Origin of the sequence: Shewanella sp. SM87, assembly GCF_025653705.1 — a bacterium.
GTDB lineage: Bacteria > Pseudomonadota > Gammaproteobacteria > Enterobacterales > Shewanellaceae > Shewanella > Shewanella oncorhynchi.
Genome location: NZ_JAKKSC010000054.1, coordinates 1 through 21540 on the forward strand (window position 1 = coordinate 1; position 21540 = coordinate 21540).

At 46.0% G+C, this 21540-nt stretch carries 16 protein-coding genes, 4 tRNA genes and 2 rRNA genes; 21 read left to right on the forward strand and 1 reads right to left on the reverse strand.

The genetic code is table 11. From position 1 onward, the window contains the following. From L5M11_RS22805 to birA, 4 genes are all read left to right on the forward strand, one after another. Nucleotides 1-229, forward strand: a 23S ribosomal RNA gene (locus L5M11_RS22805); the annotation flags it as partial. A gap of 135 nt (nucleotides 230-364) precedes the next feature. Further along, a 5S ribosomal RNA gene (rrf, locus tag L5M11_RS22810) occupies nucleotides 365-480 on the forward strand. A gap of 442 nt (nucleotides 481-922) precedes the next feature. Next, entirely contained in the window at nucleotides 923-1948 is a 1026-nt protein-coding gene (gene murB / locus L5M11_RS22815; protein WP_263193344.1) for a UDP-N-acetylmuramate dehydrogenase, read from the forward strand. Then, nucleotides 1941-2900 (forward strand): bifunctional biotin--[acetyl-CoA-carboxylase] ligase/biotin operon repressor BirA, encoded by a 960-nt coding sequence (gene birA, locus L5M11_RS22820; protein WP_263193346.1) that lies wholly within the window; start codon nucleotides 1941-1943, stop codon nucleotides 2898-2900. Before murB ends, birA begins: the two co-directional genes overlap by 8 nt. Before the next feature lie 26 nt (nucleotides 2901-2926). On the opposite strand, the gene coaA is transcribed toward birA, so the two are convergent. Next, complete coding sequence (gene coaA, locus L5M11_RS22825) at nucleotides 2927-3877, reverse strand: type I pantothenate kinase (RefSeq protein WP_105251027.1); 951 nt, start codon at nucleotides 3875-3877, stop codon at nucleotides 2927-2929. A 235-nt stretch (nucleotides 3878-4112) separates the two neighbouring features. On the opposite strand from coaA, the gene L5M11_RS22830 reads away from it, so the two are divergent. The 17 genes from L5M11_RS22830 to L5M11_RS22910 form a co-directional block, all read left to right on the forward strand. Further along, nucleotides 4113-4188 (forward strand) — tRNA-Thr (locus tag L5M11_RS22830). 8 nt (nucleotides 4189-4196) lie between these two features. Continuing rightward, nucleotides 4197-4281 (forward strand) — tRNA-Tyr (locus L5M11_RS22835). A gap of 37 nt (nucleotides 4282-4318) precedes the next feature. After that, nucleotides 4319-4392, forward strand: a tRNA-Gly gene (locus L5M11_RS22840). An 8-nt stretch (nucleotides 4393-4400) separates the two neighbouring features. Then, nucleotides 4401-4476: transfer RNA gene (locus L5M11_RS22845), tRNA-Thr, on the forward strand. Nucleotides 4477-4593: 117 nt separating this feature from the next. Beyond that, nucleotides 4594-5754 carry an elongation factor Tu gene (tuf, locus tag L5M11_RS22850; protein WP_263193348.1) on the forward strand — a complete coding sequence of 387 codons (1161 nt, stop codon included), beginning with the start codon at nucleotides 4594-4596 and terminating at the stop codon, nucleotides 5752-5754. Between the two features lie 31 nt (nucleotides 5755-5785). Then, the gene (gene secE / locus L5M11_RS22855) at nucleotides 5786-6157 is read left to right on the forward strand and encodes a preprotein translocase subunit SecE (RefSeq protein ID WP_006083613.1); all 372 of its coding nucleotides are present in this window, start codon (nucleotides 5786-5788) and stop codon (nucleotides 6155-6157) included. A gap of 9 nt (nucleotides 6158-6166) precedes the next feature. Then, nucleotides 6167-6718: a transcription termination/antitermination protein NusG gene (nusG, locus tag L5M11_RS22860; protein ID WP_263193350.1), complete on the forward strand. Its 552-nt coding sequence runs from the start codon at nucleotides 6167-6169 to the stop codon at nucleotides 6716-6718. 127 nt (nucleotides 6719-6845) lie between these two features. Beyond that, a complete protein-coding gene (rplK, locus tag L5M11_RS22865; RefSeq protein WP_006083611.1) occupies nucleotides 6846-7274 on the forward strand; it encodes a 50S ribosomal protein L11 in 429 nt (142 codons plus the stop codon). A gap of 4 nt (nucleotides 7275-7278) precedes the next feature. Further along, nucleotides 7279-7980 (forward strand): 50S ribosomal protein L1, encoded by a 702-nt coding sequence (gene rplA, locus L5M11_RS22870; protein WP_105251030.1) that lies wholly within the window; start codon nucleotides 7279-7281, stop codon nucleotides 7978-7980. A gap of 268 nt (nucleotides 7981-8248) precedes the next feature. After that, nucleotides 8249-8749 carry a 50S ribosomal protein L10 gene (rplJ, locus tag L5M11_RS22875; RefSeq protein ID WP_006083609.1) on the forward strand — a complete coding sequence of 167 codons (501 nt, stop codon included), beginning with the start codon at nucleotides 8249-8251 and terminating at the stop codon, nucleotides 8747-8749. A gap of 54 nt (nucleotides 8750-8803) precedes the next feature. Continuing rightward, nucleotides 8804-9169, forward strand: a complete 366-nt coding sequence (gene rplL, locus L5M11_RS22880; RefSeq protein WP_105251031.1) for a 50S ribosomal protein L7/L12 — start codon at nucleotides 8804-8806, stop codon at nucleotides 9167-9169. A 243-nt stretch (nucleotides 9170-9412) separates the two neighbouring features. Then, nucleotides 9413-13444: a DNA-directed RNA polymerase subunit beta gene (rpoB, locus tag L5M11_RS22885; RefSeq protein ID WP_105251032.1), complete on the forward strand. Its 4032-nt coding sequence runs from the start codon at nucleotides 9413-9415 to the stop codon at nucleotides 13442-13444. A gap of 84 nt (nucleotides 13445-13528) precedes the next feature. Next, nucleotides 13529-17746, forward strand: a complete 4218-nt coding sequence (gene rpoC, locus L5M11_RS22890) for a DNA-directed RNA polymerase subunit beta' (RefSeq protein WP_105251033.1) — start codon at nucleotides 13529-13531, stop codon at nucleotides 17744-17746. Nucleotides 17747-17925: 179 nt separating this feature from the next. Further along, nucleotides 17926-18300: a 30S ribosomal protein S12 gene (gene rpsL / locus L5M11_RS22895; RefSeq protein ID WP_006083605.1), complete on the forward strand. Its 375-nt coding sequence runs from the start codon at nucleotides 17926-17928 to the stop codon at nucleotides 18298-18300. 81 nt (nucleotides 18301-18381) lie between these two features. Next, nucleotides 18382-18852, forward strand: coding sequence for a 30S ribosomal protein S7 (gene rpsG / locus L5M11_RS22900; RefSeq protein WP_011787570.1), 471 nt, complete (start codon nucleotides 18382-18384; stop codon nucleotides 18850-18852). A gap of 78 nt (nucleotides 18853-18930) precedes the next feature. Next, entirely contained in the window at nucleotides 18931-21027 is a 2097-nt protein-coding gene (fusA, locus tag L5M11_RS22905) for an elongation factor G (protein ID WP_263180356.1), read from the forward strand. A gap of 72 nt (nucleotides 21028-21099) precedes the next feature. Further along, the coding region (locus L5M11_RS22910) for a GTP-binding protein (protein ID WP_263193352.1) at nucleotides 21100-21540 on the forward strand (441 nt) is incomplete at its 3' end.

Below are 21540 nucleotides of genomic sequence, written 5' to 3' on the forward strand. Positions count from 1 at the left end.
CGAACCGCTGGTGTTCGGGTTGTCATGCCAATGGCATTGCCCGGTAGCTACGTTCGGAATCGATAACCGCTGAAAGCATCTAAGCGGGAAGCGAGCCCTAAGATGAGTCATCCCTAGGAATTTAATTCCTCTAAAGAGCCGTTCGAGACTAGGACGTTGATAGGCATGGTGTGTAAGCGTTGTGAGGCGTTGAGCTAACATGTACTAATGACTCGAGAGGCTTAACCATACAACCCAGATGGGTTTTACGGACCTTAGACAGAATATCKACACTTGATAAAGTTTGAACTCAAACAAAGMAAATCAGCTTTCCGAATTATTATTARCGTGRKCCAGYGATGGACACGGTAATAAACAGAATTTGCTTGGTGACAATAGCCTTGTGGAACCACCTGATCCCATCCCGAACTCAGAAGTGAAACGCAAACGCGCCGATGGTAGTGTGGGGTCTCCCCATGTGAGAGTAGGTCATCGCCAAGCATCCAATTAAACACCAAAGCCCTAGCCTAAACCGCTAGGGTTTTTGTGTTTATTTGCTTCGCGAAAACTTATCTCGATGTCGGTCAATAAATGTTCCTCCAATATTGACACTTCCACCATCCATGGCGGTCGCCCGCCGCTAAGCGGACTCCCCAGCTACGAAGACAAGCTTCTTCGCGTTTAATCATGGCTAAATACTCCGTATTGATAGCGCGATGATTTCCCCCCCATGTGAGAGTAGGTCATCGCCAAGCGCCTAATTATCTCATTGAGATGTAACCAAGCCAGCTAAATAAGCTGGCTTTTTTGCGTCTGCAATTTGTTAATTGGACTGATTTTCCTGCTTTTCTCTCAGTTCTTCATCCTGCCATCTTCTCTAGCATGAGCTGCAATCCTCGCTTTTAGCAGTTACAATACGTTTTTGTCGTCATTGAACAAACACATGTCTCTATCTCATAGCCTTCAATCATTTAATTCCTTTGGTTTAGCCCAGTCTTGCGCGGATCTTGTTGAGGCGTACTCAAAAGAAGCTGTTAAGGCGATATGTCTGCCACTATGGCAACAGCAATTGCCTATGTTGGTGCTTGGTGGCGGTAGCAATCTGGTCTTTACGGAGGACTTTAACGGCACAGTTGTCAGGATTTTATCGAAAGGGATAAAAGTATCTGAAGACACAGAAGCGTTTTATCTCGATGTTGAGGCGGGTGAGAATTGGCACGAGTTAATTCAGTTTACGCTCGAGCATGGTATGTTTGGGCTGGAGAATATGGCATTAATTCCTGGGACGGTTGGTGCAGCACCTATTCAGAATATTGGCGCTTATGGTGTTGAACTATGTGATGTGTGTGATTGGGTTGAGTATCTTGATTTACCCTCAGGTGAGTTTGTGCGCATCAGTACATCTGAGTGTCAATTTGCTTACCGTGAGTCTATTTTCAAAGACAAATTGCGCAATCTCGCTGTAGTCACAGCTGTTGGGCTGCGTTTAGCTAAACGTTGGCAACCGCGTTTGGCCTATGGTCCATTGCAATCGTTTGATCCTGCAACCGTTACAGCGCATGAGATTTTTGAGCGCGTATGCCAAGTACGAAGTGAAAAGCTTCCTGATCCCGCAGTGCTCGGCAATGCAGGCAGTTTCTTTAAAAACCCCATTGTAAGCGCAGCCTGTTATCTAGATTTAGCACAGCGTTTTCCGACTATAGTGGGCTACGCACAAGCGGATGCAACAGTGAAATTGGCTGCAGGCTGGTTGATTGAGCAAGCGGGACTGAAAGGTTTTGTGCTCGGCAATGTGGCAGTGCATGACAAGCAAGCCTTAGTGTTAGTGAATCGAGGCGGAGCAACGGGGCATGATATTTGCCGCCTAGCGCTGCATGTTATTGCGCAAGTACAGGATAAATTTGGTGTTGTGCTAGAAGCCGAGCCTAGAATCATCGGGGCTAATGGCGAAGGAGATTTGCATGTCTGATCATTGGGGAAGAAAACGCCAGATATTAGCTTTATTATCTAGCGGGCAATTTGTTTCTGGCGAGCAGTTAGCCACTGAACTTGGGATTTCGCGTGCCGCAGTGAATAAGCACATCGATGCGCTAGAAACCTATGGTGTGGCAATTTATAGCGTCAAAGGTCGCGGCTATAAGTTAGCGAATCCTATTTCTTTGATTGATGCTTCACGTTTAGTGCAATCAATTGATAACCGTTGCTTTTACTTTGATGAGATAGCAAGCACCAACAGTTTTTTGCTGGACCATATTACTGAATTGAAGAATGGTGATGTGTGTGTGGCAGAGTATCAATCCGCAGGTCGTGGTCGTCGAGGCCGAACTTGGGTGTCGCCCTATGGGCATCACTTATATTTCTCGCTGTTTTGGACTTTCCCGCAGGGAATGGCGCAGGCAATGGGATTAAGTTTAGTGGTGGCCTGTACATTGGTTGAAGTGCTTAAATCTTTTGGCGTCGAGAATATTGGTGTTAAGTGGCCCAATGACATCTATTTGGATAACAAGAAGCTTGCCGGGATCTTGATTGAAATGTCGGGGCAGGCTGATAGCCTGTGCCAGCTTATCATAGGTGTTGGTGTCAATATGGCTATGTCAGAGGAACAAGGTAAAGATATCGATCAGCCTTGGAGTGATTTGTCAGAGTTGGTCGACATGCCTGACAAGACGGCGCTTGTTATTGCATTACAGAAGCAGCTTAAGCGTGATATTCAGTTATTTGAGCGTGAAGGATTAGCTGCATTCAAGACTCGTTGGCAAGCTGCGGACTTATTTTATGGCCGTGAAATACGTTTGCTTATGGGGGAAAAGTCTGTCGAAGGAATTTGTCGTGGCGTTGATGAGCAAGGTGCAGTTTTGCTCGAAACCGCTGATGGTGTTCAAGCATTTATCGGCGGTGAAATTAGCTTAAGGGCACGCTAAGTACGCAAGAGTCAATTTTACAAAGGCTATTTGCGCATTAGCACGTGGGACATCAAATGATCCTGACCTTTCTGCAGGATCAAATGGGCCCTCTCACGGGTCGGTTGAATGTTAAGTTGTAGGTTTGGACCATTGATTGTGTCCCAAATATTAGCGGCAATCGTATTTGCTTCATCGTCGGTTAGCGTTGAATAGTGATGAAAATAAGATTTTTTGTCACTGAATGCACCAGAGCGGAACTGCAAAAATCGTTCTTTATACCATTGTTTTAGCAAAGGTTCTTCTGCATCGACATAAATAGAAAAGTCGACAAAATCGGAGACGAAAGGACGACGGGTATCAACGGGGGAGTCGAGTCCAGTCTGTAATACATTCAAGCCTTCTAAAATTAAGATGTCTGGCTGAGAAACGGTTTGATGCTGATTCTTAACGCGGTCATAGGTGACGTGCGAATAGATAGGGGCTTTCACATGTGGCTGACCGGATTTCACGGCGGAGATAAACTCAACCAGCATTTTCATATCGTAACTTTCTGGAAATCCCTTACGCTGTAATAGTCCTTTACGTTTTAAGTCCGCCAGAGGATACAAAAAACCATCTGTTGTCACCAAATCAACTTTTGGGTGTTCAGGCCAGTGTCGTAGTAAAGCTTGCAAAATACGTGCTGTGGTGCTTTTCCCGACGGCGACACTACCAGCAATACTAATGATGTAAGGACTTTTTGATGGTTTTTGACCGAGGAATTCATCAACCACTAAGCCTCGTTGTTGCTTAGCTTTAACGATCAAATTCAGTAGTCGGCTAAGGGGAAGATAAATATCAGTCACTTCCGATAAGGAAATCTTTTCATTTATGCCTCTAAGGTTCTCCAAGTCTTGCTCACTCAGTGTCAACGGCACTGAATCTCGTAACTCAGACCATTGCAGGCGCTCGAAGGCGAGATAGAGTGCTTTTTGAATTGAATTTTTAGAAGTCATTGGCTTTCCTCAGCTTAGGAAAGGCACAGTACACTATGAGAATATTTGGAACAATACTAAATGGGTGATTGCAGTCGTGTTTCCGTTACCGTTTGATGTATTCGCTGTTTAATTGGCCGTCAAAGTTGGATAACGTGTAAAAAAACACCGTTCAAGCGCTTTTTTTACGTAAATAGGCGTTTTTTACTTGCACTTGGGAGCGCATTTACCTAATATCCCGTTCCGAAATGATAATGCCGGCATAGCTCAGTTGGTAGAGCAACTGACTTGTAATCAGTAGGTCCCGAGTTCGACTCTTGGTGCCGGCACCATTTTATGTGGAGGGGTTCCCGAGTGGCCAAAGGGATCAGACTGTAAATCTGACGGCTCAGCCTTCGAAGGTTCGAATCCTTCTCCCTCCACCACTTTTTCTAGGTAGTTAGGTAGCCTTAGTTAGGTTGCGCGGACATCGTATAATGGTATTACTCCAGCCTTCCAAGCTGATAACGCGGGTTCGATTCCCGCTGTCCGCTCCAAATTAGTTGCTGATATGGCTCAGTTGGTAGAGCACACCCTTGGTAAGGGTGAGGTCGGCAGTTCGAATCTGCCTATCAGCACCAGCCTCTCTAAATTTAGCTCCTACGCCTAAACATAATCGGTTCGATGTCATTTTAATGCATCGGATTTTTTCTATATGTTAGTTTTCATCACCAAGAATCTTGGACTGAGGCATTACCATGGCTAAAGCTAAATTTGAACGTATTAAGCCCCATGTAAACGTGGGCACCATTGGTCACGTTGACCATGGTAAAACCACACTGACTGCAGCTATCTCTCACGTACTGGCTAAGACCTACGGTGGCGAAGCTAAAGACTTCTCTCAAATCGATAACGCTCCAGAAGAGCGTGAGCGCGGTATTACGATCAATACCTCTCACATCGAATATGACACGCCTTCACGTCACTACGCACACGTAGACTGCCCAGGCCACGCTGACTATGTTAAAAACATGATCACTGGTGCTGCACAGATGGACGGCGCGATTCTAGTAGTTGCYTCTACAGACGGTCCAATGCCACAGACTCGTGAGCACATCCTGCTTTCTCGTCAGGTTGGCGTACCTTTCATCATCGTGTTCATGAACAAATGTGACATGGTAGATGACGAAGAGTTACTGGAATTGGTTGAAATGGAAGTGCGTGAACTTCTGTCAGAATACGATTTCCCAGGTGATGATTTACCAGTAATCCAAGGTTCAGCTCTGAAGGCCCTAGAAGGTCAACCAGAGTGGGAAGCTAAGATCCTTGAATTAGCCGCAGCACTGGATTCTTACATTCCAGAACCACAACGTGAYATCGATAAGCCGTTCCTACTGCCAATCGAAGACGTATTCTCAATTTCAGGCCGTGGTACAGTAGTYACTGGTCGTGTTGAGCGTGGTATTGTTAAAGTGGGTGACGAAGTTGAAATCGTTGGTGTTCGCACAACGACTAAAACAACGTGTACTGGTGTAGAAATGTTCCGTAAACTGCTTGACGAAGGTCGTGCAGGCGAGAACTGTGGTGTGTTATTACGTGGTACTAAGCGTGATGACGTAGAACGTGGTCAAGTATTGGCTAAACCAGGTTCAATCAACCCACACACCACTTTTGAATCAGAAGTTTATGTTCTGTCAAAAGAAGAAGGCGGACGTCACACTCCATTCTTCAAAGGCTACCGTCCACAGTTCTACTTCCGTACAACTGACGTAACCGGTACTATCGAACTGCCAGAAGGCGTAGAGATGGTAATGCCTGGCGACAACATCAAAATGGTAGTGACTCTGATTTGCCCAATCGCGATGGACGAAGGTTTACGCTTCGCAATGGGATTATGCCCGTCAATTAATGTGCTCTAAGCTCAGGCCGTATTGAGTAACGGAAAAACCGATGACAACAAATACTGAAAACCAGAACAATTCTCTGGATATCGTGAAGTGGGGTTTAGTGATTGTATTGCTAGCCGCTGCTGTTATTGGCAATCAAATGTATAGCGAAGCCAGTGCCGTCATACGTGCGCTTAGTGTTATCGTTGCATTCGCTATTGCTGGTTTTATTGCGCTTCAGACTGTAAAAGGTAAAAAAGCGTTAGCTTTTGCCCGTGAAGCGCATATCGAAGTGCGCAAGGTTGTATGGCCGACGCGTCAAGAAGCGCTAAACACCACTTTTATTGTCCTTGCAGCAACAGGTATCTTAGCTCTTATCCTTTGGGGTATGGATGCTGTGTTAATGCGAATTGTCAATTTTATCACTGGCGTATAGGCACCTCGAATGACTGAAGCTAAAGAAGCTAAAAAAAGATGGTATGTAGTGCAGGCATTCTCAGGCTATGAAGGCCGAGTTTGTAAGTCACTGATTGAATATATTAAAATGCATGGCATGGAAGCATACTTCGGTGAAGTATTGGTTCCGACTGAAGAAGTCATCGAAATGCGTGCAGGTCAGCGTCGCAAGAGCGAACGTAAGTTTTTCCCTGGCTATGTGTTAGTCCAGATGGAAATGAACGATGACAGCTGGCATTTAGTCAAAAGCATCCCGCGTGTTTTAGGCTTTATTGGCGGAACGTCTGATCGTCCTGCCCCAATTTCAGATAAAGAAGTTGATGCAATTCTGCGTCGCTTACAAGAAACGACAGCGTCACCGACTCATAGAACTATATTTGAGCCTGGTGAAGTGGTACGTGTGTGTGATGGTCCATTTGCTGACTTTAACGGCACCGTTGAAGAAGTGGATTATGACAAGAGCCGCGTGAAAGTATCAGTGATGATCTTTGGTCGTTCTACGCCTGTTGAACTTGATTTTAGTCAAGTTGAAAAAGGCTGATTAAATAAACTACAAAATCCGTTTGGCAACGGGTGCGAATTTCTATATAATTCGCACCCGTTGTTTTCGGGGGAGCATGTCAGCATGTCGCTGATGCGCGTTTGAACCCAAACTGAGGAAATGTCAGATGGCAAAGAAGATTGATGCTTATATTAAGCTACAAGTAAAATCCGGTTCTGCGAACCCATCACCACCAGTTGGTCCAGCTTTGGGTCAAAAAGGTGTGAACATCATGGAATTCTGTAAAGCGTTTAACGCCCGTACAGAAAAAATGGAAAAAGGCATGCCTATTCCAGTCGTGATCACTGTTTACAGTGACCGTTCATTCACTTTTGAAACTAAGACTTCTCCAGCGTCTTACTTACTGAAGACTGCTGCAGGCCTGAAATCAGGTTCTCCACGTCCAAACACTCAGAAAGTGGGTACTATCGCTCGCGCTAAAGTTCAAGAAATTGCTGAACTGAAAGCTGCCGATATGACTGGTGCTGACATTGAAGCGATGACTCGCTCAATCGAAGGTACTGCGCGTTCAATGGGTTTGGTTGTAGAGGATTAATATAATGGCAAAGCTAACTAAACGCATGCGCGTAATTCGCGAAAAAGTTGATGGTACTAAAAGCTACGATATCAACGAAGCTGTTGCTCTGTTAAAAGAATTAGCAACTGCAAAATTCGTTGAAAGTGTAGACGTAGCAGTTAACCTGGGTATTGACCCACGTAAATCTGACCAAAACGTTCGTGGTGCAACAGTGTTGCCACACGGTACTGGTCGTGACGTTCGCGTTGCAGTATTTACACAAGGTGCAAATGCTGAAGCTGCTAAAGCTGCTGGCGCTGAGCTAGTTGGTATGGATGATCTGGCTGAGAAAATCAAAGCCGGTGAAATGAACTTTGACGTAGTTATCGCATCTCCAGATGCAATGCGCGTTGTTGGTATGTTAGGTCAAATCTTAGGCCCACGTGGTTTAATGCCTAACCCTAAAACAGGTACAGTAACGCCAAACGTTGCTGAAGCTGTTAAGAACGCCAAAGCGGGTCAAGTTCGTTACCGTAACGACAAGAACGGTATTATCCACACTACTATCGGTAAAGTGGATTTCACACCAGTTCAATTGAAAGAAAACTTGGAAGCGTTAGTGTCAGCACTGAAAAAGGCTAAGCCTGCAGTTGCTAAAGGCATTTTCGTGAAAAAGATCAGCATCTCTACCACTATGGGTGCAGGTGTTGCAGTTGATCAAGCTACGCTTGAAACAACTCTATAATTTTACAAAGCGGGTGCATTAGTCTATAATGCGCGCACTTTGTGGGTTGAAGCCTGTTTTATCTCTCGTTTAGGCGGAGTTTAACTCAGGTTTCCGTCCAAGACCGCAGGTGTTTTTTGTAAAAATAACTTAATTTCCTGCGTAGACGGTGTCAGGCCCCAGCTAAAATTTTTTACTGGATAATCTGCACCGTAAGTCACTAAATACATAAGTATTTAGTATGGTAAATACTAGGGAATACCCTAGGTAGAATCCAGGAGTAAAGCCAATGGCATTAAGACTCGAAGACAAAAAAGCGATTGTTGCTGAAGTCAACGAAGCTGCCAAAGGTGCGCTATCTGCAGTTGCCGCTGATTCTCGCGGTGTGACTGTAGGTGCTATGACCGGTCTGCGTAAAAAAGCTCGCGAAGCTGGTGTATATGTACGTGTAGTACGTAACACGCTAGCTCGTCGTGCTGTTGAAGGTACTGCTTTTGAGTGCCTAGCAGAAACGTTCACTGGCCCAACTTTGATTGCTTTTTCTTTAGAGCACCCAGGTGCTGCAGCACGTCTGTTAAAAGACTTTGCTAAAGAACAAGCTAACTTCGAAGTTAAAGGCGCAGCCTTTGAAGGGAATTTCATCCCTGCAGCTGAAATTGATCGTTTGGCGAAACTGCCAACATACGAAGAAGCACTAGCTCAGTTAATGATGACTATGAAAGAAGCATCTGCTGGCAAGTTCGTTCGTACACTGGCCGCCCTGCGCGATCAAAAACAAGAAGCCGCTTAATTTCAAGCTGGCTGCTTAATAAAATTGAATTCAGAACAATAGGAAACATTTGTTATGTCTATCACTAAAGACCAAATCTTAGAAGCCTTTGCAGCTATGTCTGTAATGGAAGTTGTTGAACTGATCGAAGCTATGGAAGAGAAGTTCGGCGTTTCTGCCGCTGCTGCTGTTGTTTCTGGCGGTGCAGAAGCAGTTGTTGTTGAAGAACAAACAGAATTCAACGTAGTTCTGACTGCTCACGGCGACAACAAAGTTGCAGTTATTAAAGCTATCCGTGGCGCAACTGGTTTAGGCCTGAAAGAAGCTAAAGCTATGTCTGAAGCTGCTCCAGTAGCAGTTAAAGAAGGCGTTTCTAAAGAAGAAGCTGAAGCTCTGAAGAAAGAACTTACTGAAGCTGGTGCTTCTGTAGAAATTAAGTAAGCTATTATTTAGCTTGCTCACCCAAGCCACTTGGGTGGAGGCTGGCGGTTTTTTAACCGTCGGCCTTTTTTGCGCTATATGCGCTGGCGATTTTTTTTCACCGTTTGTCGCCAAATTTTGCAGTCCCTAGCAGAGATTACTGGTTAGGTTCTTGCCATCAACGGTGATGGGCAAACGTGCTGAATTTTAATAACTTAAGTTATTTATTCAGTCTTGGTCATATCTCGTAAGCAGAGGAAACCCATGGTTTACTCCTATTCTGAAAAGAAGCGTATTCGCAAAGACTTTGGTAAGCGTCCAAAAGTTTTGGATATCCCTTATTTATTGTCTATCCAGCTAGACTCTTTTAAGAAGTTCACCGATCAAGATCCTACCGGTGAGCGCGGTTTAGAAGCCGCCTTCCGTAGCGTTTTTCCCATCAAGAGCTTTTCTGGTAACTCAGAACTGCAATACGTCAGCTATAAGCTTGGCGAGCCTGTTTTTGATGTGAAAGAGTGTCAGATCCGTGGTGTTACGTATTCAGCTCCACTACGCGTTAAATTACGCATGGTGTTGTATGACCGTGAAGCAGCGGCGGGCACAGTAAAAGATATTAAAGAACAAGAAGTCTACATGGGTGATATCCCATTGATGACGGATAACGGTACTTTTGTTATCAACGGTACTGAGCGTGTAATCGTATCTCAATTACACCGTTCTCCAGGCGTGTTCTTTGATCATGACCGTGGTAAAACCCACTCATCAGGTAAGGTGCTGTATAACGCACGTATTATTCCTTACCGTGGTTCATGGCTTGACTTTGAATTCGATCCTAAAGATGCACTATTTGTGCGTATTGACCGTCGCCGCAAACTGCCAGCGACCATCATGTTACGTGCATTAGAATATTCTACTCAAGAGATCCTCGATCTGTTCTTCGAACGCGTTGAGTTCAAGATCAAGAAAGATACTCTGGTCATGTCTTTGGTGCCTGAACGTCTGCGTGGCGAAACTGCCAGCTATGACATCAAGGACGCTGAAGGTTCTGTACTGGTTGAAGCGGGACGTCGTATTACTGCGCGTCACATTCGTCAGTTAGAAAAGACCAATACCACTGAGCTTGAAGTGCCAGTTGAATATATCGTGGGCAAATATGCTGCTCAAGATTATATCGATCCGGACACGGGTGAAGTTTTAGTCTCTGCCAACAGTGAAATTAGCTTAGAAGATCTGGCTAAACTATCATTGGCCGGTATTAAAGATATCAGCACGTTGTATATCAACGAGCTAGATCATGGTGCTTATATTTCAGATACGCTGCGTATCGATTCAACCACTAACCGCTTAGAAGCGCTGGTTGAGATCTATCGTATGATGCGTCCTGGCGAGCCACCAACCAAAGATGCTGCCGAAGCGCTATTCCAGAACTTGTTCTTCAGTGAAGAGCGTTATGACCTGTCTAAAGTAGGTCGTATGAAGTTCAACCGTCGTCTCAGCATTCCTGATGACGAAGGTAGCGGTGTATTGTCTAAAGAAGACATCGTCGCGGTAATGAAGAACATCATTCATATCCGTAACGGTTTCGACGAAGTCGATGATATCGATCACTTAGGTAACCGTCGTATTCGTAGCGTCGGTGAAATGGCTGAAAACCAATTCCGTGTTGGTTTAGTCCGTGTTGAGCGCGCCGTGCGTGAACGTCTGTCTTTAGGCGATCTGAACGAGCTGATGCCACAAGACTTGATCAACGCTAAGCCAATTTCTGCTGCAGTGAAAGAGTTCTTCGGTTCTTCTCAGCTGTCACAATTCATGGACCAAAACAACCCGCTGTCAGAAGTAACGCATAAGCGTCGTATTTCTGCACTTGGCCCTGGTGGTTTGACTCGTGAACGTGCAGGCTTCGAAGTCCGCGACGTACATCCAACGCATTATGGTCGTTTATGTCCAATTGAGACCCCTGAAGGTCCAAACATTGGTCTAATCAACTCATTAGCAAGTTTTGCCCGTACTAACTCTTACGGCTTCCTAGAAACGCCATACCGCAAGGTTATCGACGGCGTGATTACTGACGAAGTGGAATACTTGTCAGCAATCGAAGAAGGTCGTTATGTGATTGCACAGGCGAACATCGAAGTTGACGCTAGCGGTCGTATGGCAGAAGAGCAAATTGCTTGTCGTCATAAAGGTGAATCAACCTTTATGCGCGCTGCTGACATCCAGTATATGGACGTTTCGCCACAACAGATTATTTCTGTTGCTGCGTCACTGATCCCGTTCTTAGAACACGACGATGCTAACCGTGCCTTGATGGGTGCGAACATGCAACGTCAAGCCGTACCCACACTGCGCTCTGAAAAGCCGCTAGTAGGTACTGGTATTGAACGTACTTTGGCTGTTGACTCTGGTGTTGTGGTTGTTGCTAAACGTGGTGGTTTTGTAGACTACGTTGATGCGAGCCGCATCGTTGTTAAAGTAAATGAAGATGAGCTGCGCCCAGGCGAAGCCGGTATCGACATTTATAACCTGACTAAATACACCCGTTCTAACCAAAACACTTGTATCAACCAACGCCCTTGTTGTGCTGTTGGTGAGCCAGTCGTTCGTGGTGACGTGTTAGCAGACGGTCCGTCTACTGACTTAGGTGACTTAGCCCTTGGCCAGAACATGCGTATCGCATTCATGCCTTGGAACGGTTACAACTTCGAAGACTCGATCTTAATTTCTGAGCGCGTAGCGCAAGAAGACCGTTTCACCACTATCCACATTCAGGAGCTGTCTTGTATTGCTCGTGATACCAAACTGGGTAGCGAAGAAATCACGGCTGATATTCCAAACGTAGGTGAATCTGCTCTGTCGAAACTCGACGAGTCAGGTATCGTTTACATTGGTGCAGAAGTGAAGGGCGGCGATATTCTGGTTGGTAAAGTGACGCCAAAAGGCGAAACACAGCTAACGCCAGAAGAGAAGTTACTCCGTGCTATCTTCGGTGAGAAAGCGTCTGATGTTAAAGACAGTTCACTGCGTGTTCCTAACTCTGTTAAGGGCACTATCATCGACGTACAGGTATTTACCCGTGACGGCGTTGAAAAAGACAAGCGTGCAGTTGAAATCGAAGAGATGCACATTGCCCAAGCTCGTAAAGACTTAGGTGAAGAGTTCAAGATCCTTGAAGAAGGTGTATTGAGCCGTGCGCGTAACCTGTTAATCGGTGCTGGTTTCACTGAAGCGCAAATTGCTGCGTTGCCACGTAAAGATGTATTGGTTCAAGTCATTGACGATGAAGCAAAACAAACTGAACTTGAGCAATTAGCTGAACAGCATGAAGAGCTGAAAGCTGACTTTGATAAGAAGTTTGAAATCAAACGTCGCAAGATCACCCAAGGTGATGACTTGGCGCCAGGCGTACTCAAGATCGTTAAGGTTTACTTAGCGGTTAAGCGTACTATTCAACCTGGTGACAAGATGGCGGGTCGTCACGGTAACAAGGGTGTTATCTCTAAGATTTGCCCAATCGAAGACATGCCATATGACGAACAAGGTAACCCAGTAGACATCGTATTGAACCCGCTAGGTGTTCCATCACGTATGAACATTGGTCAGGTACTTGAAGTCCATATGGGCGCCGCTGCCAAAGGCATTGGTAACAAGATCACTGCGATGCTTGAAGAACAGCGTGAGCTGGCTGAAGTTCGTGGTTACATCAAGCAAGTTTATGAATTAGGTGACGAAGTGCAGCAGCGCGTCGATATCGATTCATTCACTGATGATGAAGTATTACGTCTTGCGACTAACCTGAAAGGCGGTATCCCGATTGCAACTCCTGCATTCGACGGTGCTAAAGAGAAAGAGATCAAGCAGATGCTTGAACTTGCAGGTTTGCCAACCTCTGGTCAGTTGAAGTTGTTTGATGGTCGTACCGGTAACGAATTTGAGCGTCAAGTAACGGTAGGTTACATGTACATGCTCAAACTGAACCACTTAGTTGATGACAAGATGCACGCCCGTTCTACCGGTTCGTACAGCTTAGTGACTCAACAACCACTGGGCGGTAAAGCTCAGTTCGGTGGTCAGCGTTTCGGTGAGATGGAAGTGTGGGCACTAGAAGCATACGGTGCCGCTTATACGCTTCAAGAAATGCTCACTGTTAAATCGGATGACGTTAACGGTCGTACTCAGATGTATAAGAACATCGTCGACGGTAACCATCAGATGCAACCTGGCATGCCAGAGTCCTTCAACGTGTTACTGAAGGAGATCCGTTCACTCGGTATTAATATCGAGTTGGATCAGGCATAAGCGCAGGCCTTTAGCCGCGTTTGGCAAACAGAATGGTGCTCCGTGCAAGCGGAGCACCCGGTTTAACTCCTTCAGGAGAGAAACGTGAAAGACTTATTAAAGTTTCTGAAACAGCAAAGCAAGACTGAAGAATTTAACGGCATCAAAATTGGTCTGGCATCGCCTGATCTGATCCGTTCTTGGTCTTTTGGTGAAGTTAAGAAGCCAGAAACCATCAACTACCGTACCTTCAAGCCTGAGCGTGAAGGTCTGTTCTGTGCGCGTATCTTTGGCCCAGTCAAAGATTACGAATGTTTGTGCGGTAAGTACAAACGTTTGAAGCACCGTGGTGTTATTTGTGAAAAGTGTGGCGTTGAAGTAACCCAAACTAAAGTACGTCGTGAGCGTATGGGTCACATCGAACTGGCTAGCCCAGTTGCGCACATTTGGTTCTTAAAATCACTGCCGTCACGTATTGGCTTAATGCTGGATATGACGCTGCGTGATATCGAACGCGTACTGTATTTTGAATCATTTGTCGTGATCGAGCCTGGCATGACCAGCCTTGAACGTGGCCAAATGCTGACAGAAGAAACTTATCTGGATGCATTAGAAGAATACGGTGATGAGTTCGAAGCTAAAATGGGTGCCGAAGCAGTACTTGAACTGTTACGTGCTATCGATTTAGCGAAAGAAATCGAACAAATGCGTGAAGAATTGCCTTCAATCAATTCTGAGACTCGTCGCAAGAAAGTGACTAAACGTCTTAAGTTGATGGAAGCATTCTACACTTCAGGCAACAAGCCTGAGTGGATGATCTTAAAAGTACTGCCTGTGTTACCACCTGACTTACGTCCGTTGGTACCGCTCGATGGCGGCCGCTTCGCGACTTCAGATCTTAACGACCTGTATCGCCGCGTGATCAACCGTAACAACCGTTTGAAGCGTCTGTTAGATTTAGCTGCGCCAGACATTATCGTACGCAACGAAAAGCGTATGTTACAAGAGTCTGTTGATGCGCTATTAGATAACGGTCGTCGTGGCCGTGCTATTACCGGTTCTAACAAGCGTCCTCTGAAATCTTTGGCTGATATGATCAAAGGTAAGCAAGGTCGTTTCCGTCAGAACTTGTTGGGTAAGCGCGTTGACTATTCTGGTCGTTCGGTAATTACCGTAGGTCCTACTCTACGTCTGCACCAATGTGGTCTTCCTAAGAAGATGGCACTGGAACTGTTCAAGCCATTCATCTATGGCAAGCTAGAAGGTCGTGGCTTAGCTACTACCATCAAAGCGGCTAAGAAGATGGTTGAGCGTGAAGTGGCGGAAGTTTGGGACGTTCTGGATGAAGTGATCCGCGAACATCCAGTGATGCTCAACCGTGCACCAACACTGCACAGACTGGGTATCCAAGCGTTCGAACCAGTACTGATTGAAGGTAAAGCAATCCAGTTACACCCACTCGTTTGTGCGGCATACAACGCCGACTTCGACGGTGACCAAATGGCGGTACACGTACCGTTAACACTGGAAGCGCAGCTTGAAGCCCGTGCCCTGATGATGTCTACCAACAACATCCTGTCACCAGCCAACGGCGAGCCTGTTATCACCCCGTCTCAAGACGTGGTATTGGGTCTGTACTACACCAGCCGTGAGCGTATTAACGGCCGTGGTGAAGGTATGGCATTTATGTCTGTTGCTGAAGTTGAAAAAGCTTACGCAACTGGCGCTGCTGAACTGCATGCCCGCGTTAAAGTTCGTATCACTGAAACCATTATTGGTGATGATGGTGAGCGCACTGAACAACGCCGTATCGTTGATACGACTGTGGGTCGTGCTCTGCTGTCACTTATTCTGCCAGCAGGTTTGTCATTTGATCTGGTTAACCAGAACATGGGCAAAAAGCAGATCTCTAAACTGTTAAACACCTGTTATCGTCAACTGGGTCTGAAAGATACTGTTATCTTCGCTGACCAATTGATGTATACCGGTTTCCGTTTTGCAACCATCTCTGGTGCCTCTGTCGGTATCGATGACATGGTTATTCCAGACGAGAAATACACCTTAGTTGCTGATGCAGAAGCGGAAGTTCTTGAAATTCAAGAGCAGTTCCAATCTGGTCTAGTCACAGCCGGTGAGCGTTACAACAAAGTTATCGATATCTGGGCAAGTGCCAACGAAAAAGTTTCTAAAGCTATGATGGAAAACCTGTCAACTGAGACAGTGATTAACCGTGATGGTGTTGAAGAGAAACAAGCCTCGTTTAACAGCATCTATATGATGGCTGACTCAGGCGCTCGTGGTAGTGCCGCACAGATCCGTCAGTTGGCGGGTATGCGTGGTCTGATGGCTAAGCCAGACGGCTCAATCATCGAAACGCCAATTACCGCTAACTTCCGTGAAGGTCTAAACGTACTCCAGTACTTTATTTCTACTCACGGTGCGCGTAAAGGTCTAGCAGATACGGCATTGAAGACAGCGAACTCGGGTTACCTGACTCGTCGTCTTGTAGACGTTGCACAAGATTTAGTGGTTATCGAAGACGATTGTGGTACTCACGAAGGTCTAACCATGAAACCGCTGATTGAAGGTGGTGATGTGGTTGAGCCGTTACGTGAACGCGTACTGGGTCGTGTGGTTGCGATTGATGTGTTCTATCCAGGCACTGAAGACGTATTAGCACCACGTAACACGCTACTCGACGAAGCATGGTGTGACAAGTTAGAAGAGCATTCAATCGACGAAGTGATTGTACGTTCTGTTATTTCTTGTGATACCGATTTCGGTGTGTGTGCAGCTTGTTACGGTCGTGACTTGGCTCGTGGTCATATTATTAACCACGGTGAAGCCATCGGTGTTGTGGCAGCACAATCTATCGGTGAACCAGGTACACAGTTAACGATGCGTACGTTCCACATCGGTGGTGCGGCATCTAGAGCGTCTGCAGAAAACAATGTCCAAGTGAAAAACTCGGGTTCATTGAAACTGCATAATGCTAAGCATGTTACTAACAGTGACGGCAAACTGGTTATCGTTTCTCGTTCTTCTGAACTGGCTGTTATTGACGAGCTGGGTCGTGAGAAAGAGCGTTATAAAGTGCCATACGGTACTGTGCTCGAGAAACTAGAAGAAGCGGCTGTTGAAGCGGGCGATGTTATCGCTAACTGGGATCCACATACTCACCCAATCATTTCTGAAGTGGCGGGTAGTATCAAGTTCGTAGACATGATTGACGGTGTCACTATGACACGTCAAACAGACGAACTAACGGGTCTGTCATCAATCGTGATCCTTGACGTTGGTCAGCGTGGTACTGCGGGTAAAGAAATGCGCCCAATGATCCGTCTGCTTGGCGCTAATGGTGCTGACTTGATGATCCCAGGTACTGAAGTACCAGCACAATACTTCTTACCAGGTAGTGCGATCGTTAACTTAGAAGATAACGCGCAAATCAACGTGGGTGACGCATTAGCTCGTATTCCTCAGGAATCGTCTAAAACTCGCGACATCACCGGTGGTCTGCCACGCGTTGCTGACTTGTTCGAAGCGCGTAAGCCAAAAGAGCCTGCTATTCTGGCGGAAATCTCTGGTACCATCTCGTTTGGTAAAGAGACCAAAGGTAAGCGTCGTTTGGTGATTACACCTGCTGATGGCGGCGATCATTATGAAGAGATGATCCCTAAGTGGCGTAACTTAAACGTGTTCGAAGGTGAAAAAGTCGAACGTGGTGAAGTTATCGCTGACGGTCCAGAAGCGGCACACGACATTCTGCGTCTTCGTGGTATCCACAACGTAGCAAACTATATTGTGAACGAAGTACAGGACGTTTACCGTCTGCAAGGCGTGAAGATCAACGATAAGCATATCGAAGTGATCATCCGTCAGATGCTGCGTAAGTGTCTTATCACTTCTGCCGGTGACACTGACTTCCTCGAAGGGGAACAAGCTGAAGTGTCACGCGTGAAGATCGCTAACCGCGAACTGATCGCCCAAGGTAAAGTGCCTGCGACCTTTGAACGTGAACTACTGGGTATTACTAAAGCATCTCTGGCAACAGAATCCTTTATCTCAGCAGCATCGTTCCAAGAAACTACGCGCGTACTGACCGAAGCCGCCGTCGGTGGTAAGAGCGATCAATTACGTGGTCTGAAAGAAAACGTTATCGTTGGCCGACTGATCCCAGCCGGTACTGGTTACGCTTATCACAAGACTCGTAATGAAGCGCGTGCGAAGAAAAACGAACCTGTAGTAGTGAACAAGATCACTGCAAGTGAAGCCGAACAGAACTTGGCCGATCTCTTAAACTTGGCTGGTAGCCAAGATTAAGTAATAAGTTTGTTATAAAAAGGCGCCTATGGCGCCTTTTTTCTTGTAATATGCCGCAAAAGTTGGCTATTTCTTGACAGTCAGGCATTACCTTTCTAAAATTCCGCGTCCCACCATTGTGGGATATAGATTTTTCACACCTTATCGTTGAGTTTGATTCAACTGACTCGGAGCTATACATGGCAACTGTAAACCAGTTGGTACGTAAGCCACGCGCGCCAAAAGTCGACAAGACTAACGTGCCTGCGTTGAATGCGTGCCCGCAAAAACGTGGTGTTTGTACACGTGTGTACACTACTACCCCTAAAAAACCTAACTCTGCACTACGTAAAGTAGCTCGTGTGCGTCTAACTAACGGTTTCGAAGTTACTTCGTACATCGGCGGTGAAGGCCACAACCTGCAGGAACATAGCGTGATCTTAATCCGTGGTGGTCGTGTTAAAGACTTACCAGGTGTGCGTTATCACACTATTCGTGGCGCATTAGACTGTGCAGGCGTGACTTCACGTCGCCAAAGCCGTTCTAAATACGGTGCTAAGCGTCCTAAGTCTTAACTTATCCGTTAAGTAAGGCCAAGCTAGTTTTATTTTGAGAATTCCAGTTTTGGAAATCCCTGAAGCATACGGAGAATTGTTATGCCAAGACGTCGCGTTGTAGGACAACGTAAAATCCTACCAGATCCAAAGTTTCACAGTGAGTTGCTGGCTAAGTTCATCAACGTCATTATGCAAGACGGCAAAAAGTCGACTGCAGAAAAAATTATTTACAAGGCACTAGATGTTGTCGCTGAAAAGAAAAGCGAAAACCATTTAGTTATCCTTGAAGCAGCCCTGGACAACGTTCGCCCATCAGTCGAAGTTAAATCTCGTCGCGTTGGTGGTTCTACGTACCAGGTACCATGTGAAGTTCGTCCTGTGCGTCGTAACGCACTGGCGATGCGCTGGTTAGTTGAAGCTGCTCGTAAGCGTGGTGAAAAATCTATGGCTTTACGTCTGGCAGGTGAAATGCTGGATGCGTCTGAAAACAAAGGTACTGCTGTTAAGAAGCGTGAAGACGTGCATCGCATGGCTGAAGCTAACAAAGCCTTTGCTCATTACCGTTGGTAATATGATGGTGTGGGCTTAGGCCCACACCATAGTTGTTGATATTGCCAAGACTTAGGTCTTGGTGGAGAGGGTATAATCGTGGCTCGTACAACCCCAATTGAGCGTTATCGTAATATCGGTATTTGTGCTCATGTTGACGCAGGTAAAACCACCACAACAGAACGTGTTCTGTTCTATACCGGTTTGTCTCATAAAATCGGTGAGGTGCATGACGGCGCCGCTACCACAGACTGGATGGTTCAAGAGCAAGAGCGTGGTATCACTATCACCTCGGCTGCGGTAACCACATTCTGGCGTGGTATGGATGCTCAATTCACTGAACACCGCATCAATATCATCGATACCCCTGGTCACGTTGACTTTACTATTGAAGTTGAACGGTCTCTGCGCGTCCTCGACGGTGCTGTTGTCGTTTTCTGTGGTTCATCTGGTGTTGAACCTCAGTCAGAAACAGTGTGGCGTCAAGCTGATAAATACCGCGTTCCACGTTTGGTATTTATCAACAAGATGGACCGTGCAGGTGCAGACTTTGAACGTGTAGTGAAGCAAATTAGAACTCGTCTTGGAGCCACTTGTGTGCCTATTCAATTGAATATTGGTGCAGAAGAAAACTTCAAAGGCGTGATCGACTTAATCAAGATGAAAGCAATTAACTGGAATGAATCAGACCAGGGTATGACTTTCACTTATGAGGAGATCCCTGCAGAGTTAGCAGCTAAAGCGGCTGAAATGCATGAGTATCTGGTTGAAGTAGCAGCCGAATCTTCGGATGAACTGATGGATAAGTACCTTGAAGAAGGCGCGCTATCAGAAGACGAAATTAAAAAGGCGCTACGTCAGCGTACTATAAATAATGAAATCGTTTTAGCGACTTGTGGTTCTGCATTTAAGAACAAAGGCGTTCAAGCGGTACTTGATGCGGTTATTGAATTCTTGCCAGCGCCAATTGATGTGCCTCCAATTAAGGGCATCGATGAGAATGACCAAGAAGTAGAACGCCCATCAGATGACAATGCGCCTTTTGCTGCATTGGCATTTAAGATTGCTACAGATCCATTCGTAGGAACTTTGACCTTTATTCGCGTGTACTCAGGCGTACTCGAATCAGGTTCGGGCGTTTACAACTCTGTCAAACAGAAGCGTGAACGCGTAGGTCGCATGGTGCAAATGCACGCAAACGATCGCACTGAACTGAAAGAAGTCCGTGCTGGTGATATCGCAGCGGCGATTGGTCTAAAAGAAGTGACTACGGGTGATACGCTTTGTGATAACGATCATAGAGTGATCTTGGAACGTATGGAGTTCCCAGAGCCAGTAATTACCATTGCCGTTGAGCCTAAGTCAAAAGCCGATCAGGACAAAATGGGTATCGCGTTGCAAAAACTTGCAGCGGAAGATCCATCATTCCGAGTTGAAACTGACGAAGAATCATCACAAACTCTGATTTCGGGTATGGGTGAGTTACACTTAGACATCATCGTAGACCGTATGCGTCGCGAATTCGGTGTTGAATGTAACGTAGGTAAGCCACAAGTGGCCTACCGCGAAACTATCCGAGCATCAGTAGAAGCTGAAGGTAAATTTGTACGCCAATCAGGTGGTCGTGGACAATTCGGTCACGTTTGGTTAAAACTAGAGCCTAATGAAGAAGGCGCTGGTTACGAATTTGTCAATGCAGTTGTGGGAGGTGTGATTCCTCGTGAATTCATTCCTGCGGTTGATAAAGGTATCCAAGAACAGATGAAGAATGGCGTTCTCGCTGGCTTCCCTGTGTTGGACGTGAAGGTCACTCTGTTCGATGGTTCATATCATGATGTGGACTCGAACGAGATGGCGTTCAAAATTGCAGGTTCTATGGGCTTCAAAAAGGGTGCGCTTGAAGCGAATCCGGCGTTGCTCGAACCTTGCATGAAAGTAGAAGTAACTACCCCTGAAAATTATATGGGTGACGTCGTTGGTGATTTGAACCGTCGTCGTGGCTTAATTGAAGGGATGGATGATGGCTTCGGTGGCATCAAGATAGTCCATGCTGTAGTGCCTCTTTCTGAAATGTTTGGTTATGCAACTGATTTGCGCTCTGCTACACAGGGTCGCGCTTCATACTCTATGGAGTTCTTGAAGTACTCTGATGCACCGCAAAACATTGCAAAAGCGATTATTGAATCTCGTAGCTAATATCCAGTTACGACATAAATGTTATTATGGTCCAGCACTGACTGGACTATTCTGAAAAGAAAGGAATATATCGTGGCAAAAGCTAAATTTGAACGTATTAAGCCTCACGTAAACGTGGGCACCATTGGTCACGTTGACCATGGTAAAACCACACTGACTGCAGCTATCTCTCACGTATTGGCTAAGACCTACGGTGGCGAAGCTAAAGACTTCTCTCAAATCGATAACGCTCCAGAAGAGCGTGAGCGCGGTATTACGATCAATACCTCTCACATCGAATATGACACGCCTTCACGTCACTACGCACACGTAGACTGCCCAGGCCACGCTGACTATGTTAAAAACATGATCACTGGTGCTGCACAGATGGACGGCGCGATTCTAGTAGTTGCTTCTACAGACGGTCCAATGCCACAGACTCGTGAGCACATCCTGCTTTCTCGTCARGTTGGCGTACCWTWCATCATCGTGTTCATGAACAAATGTGACATGGTAGATGACGAAGAGTTACTG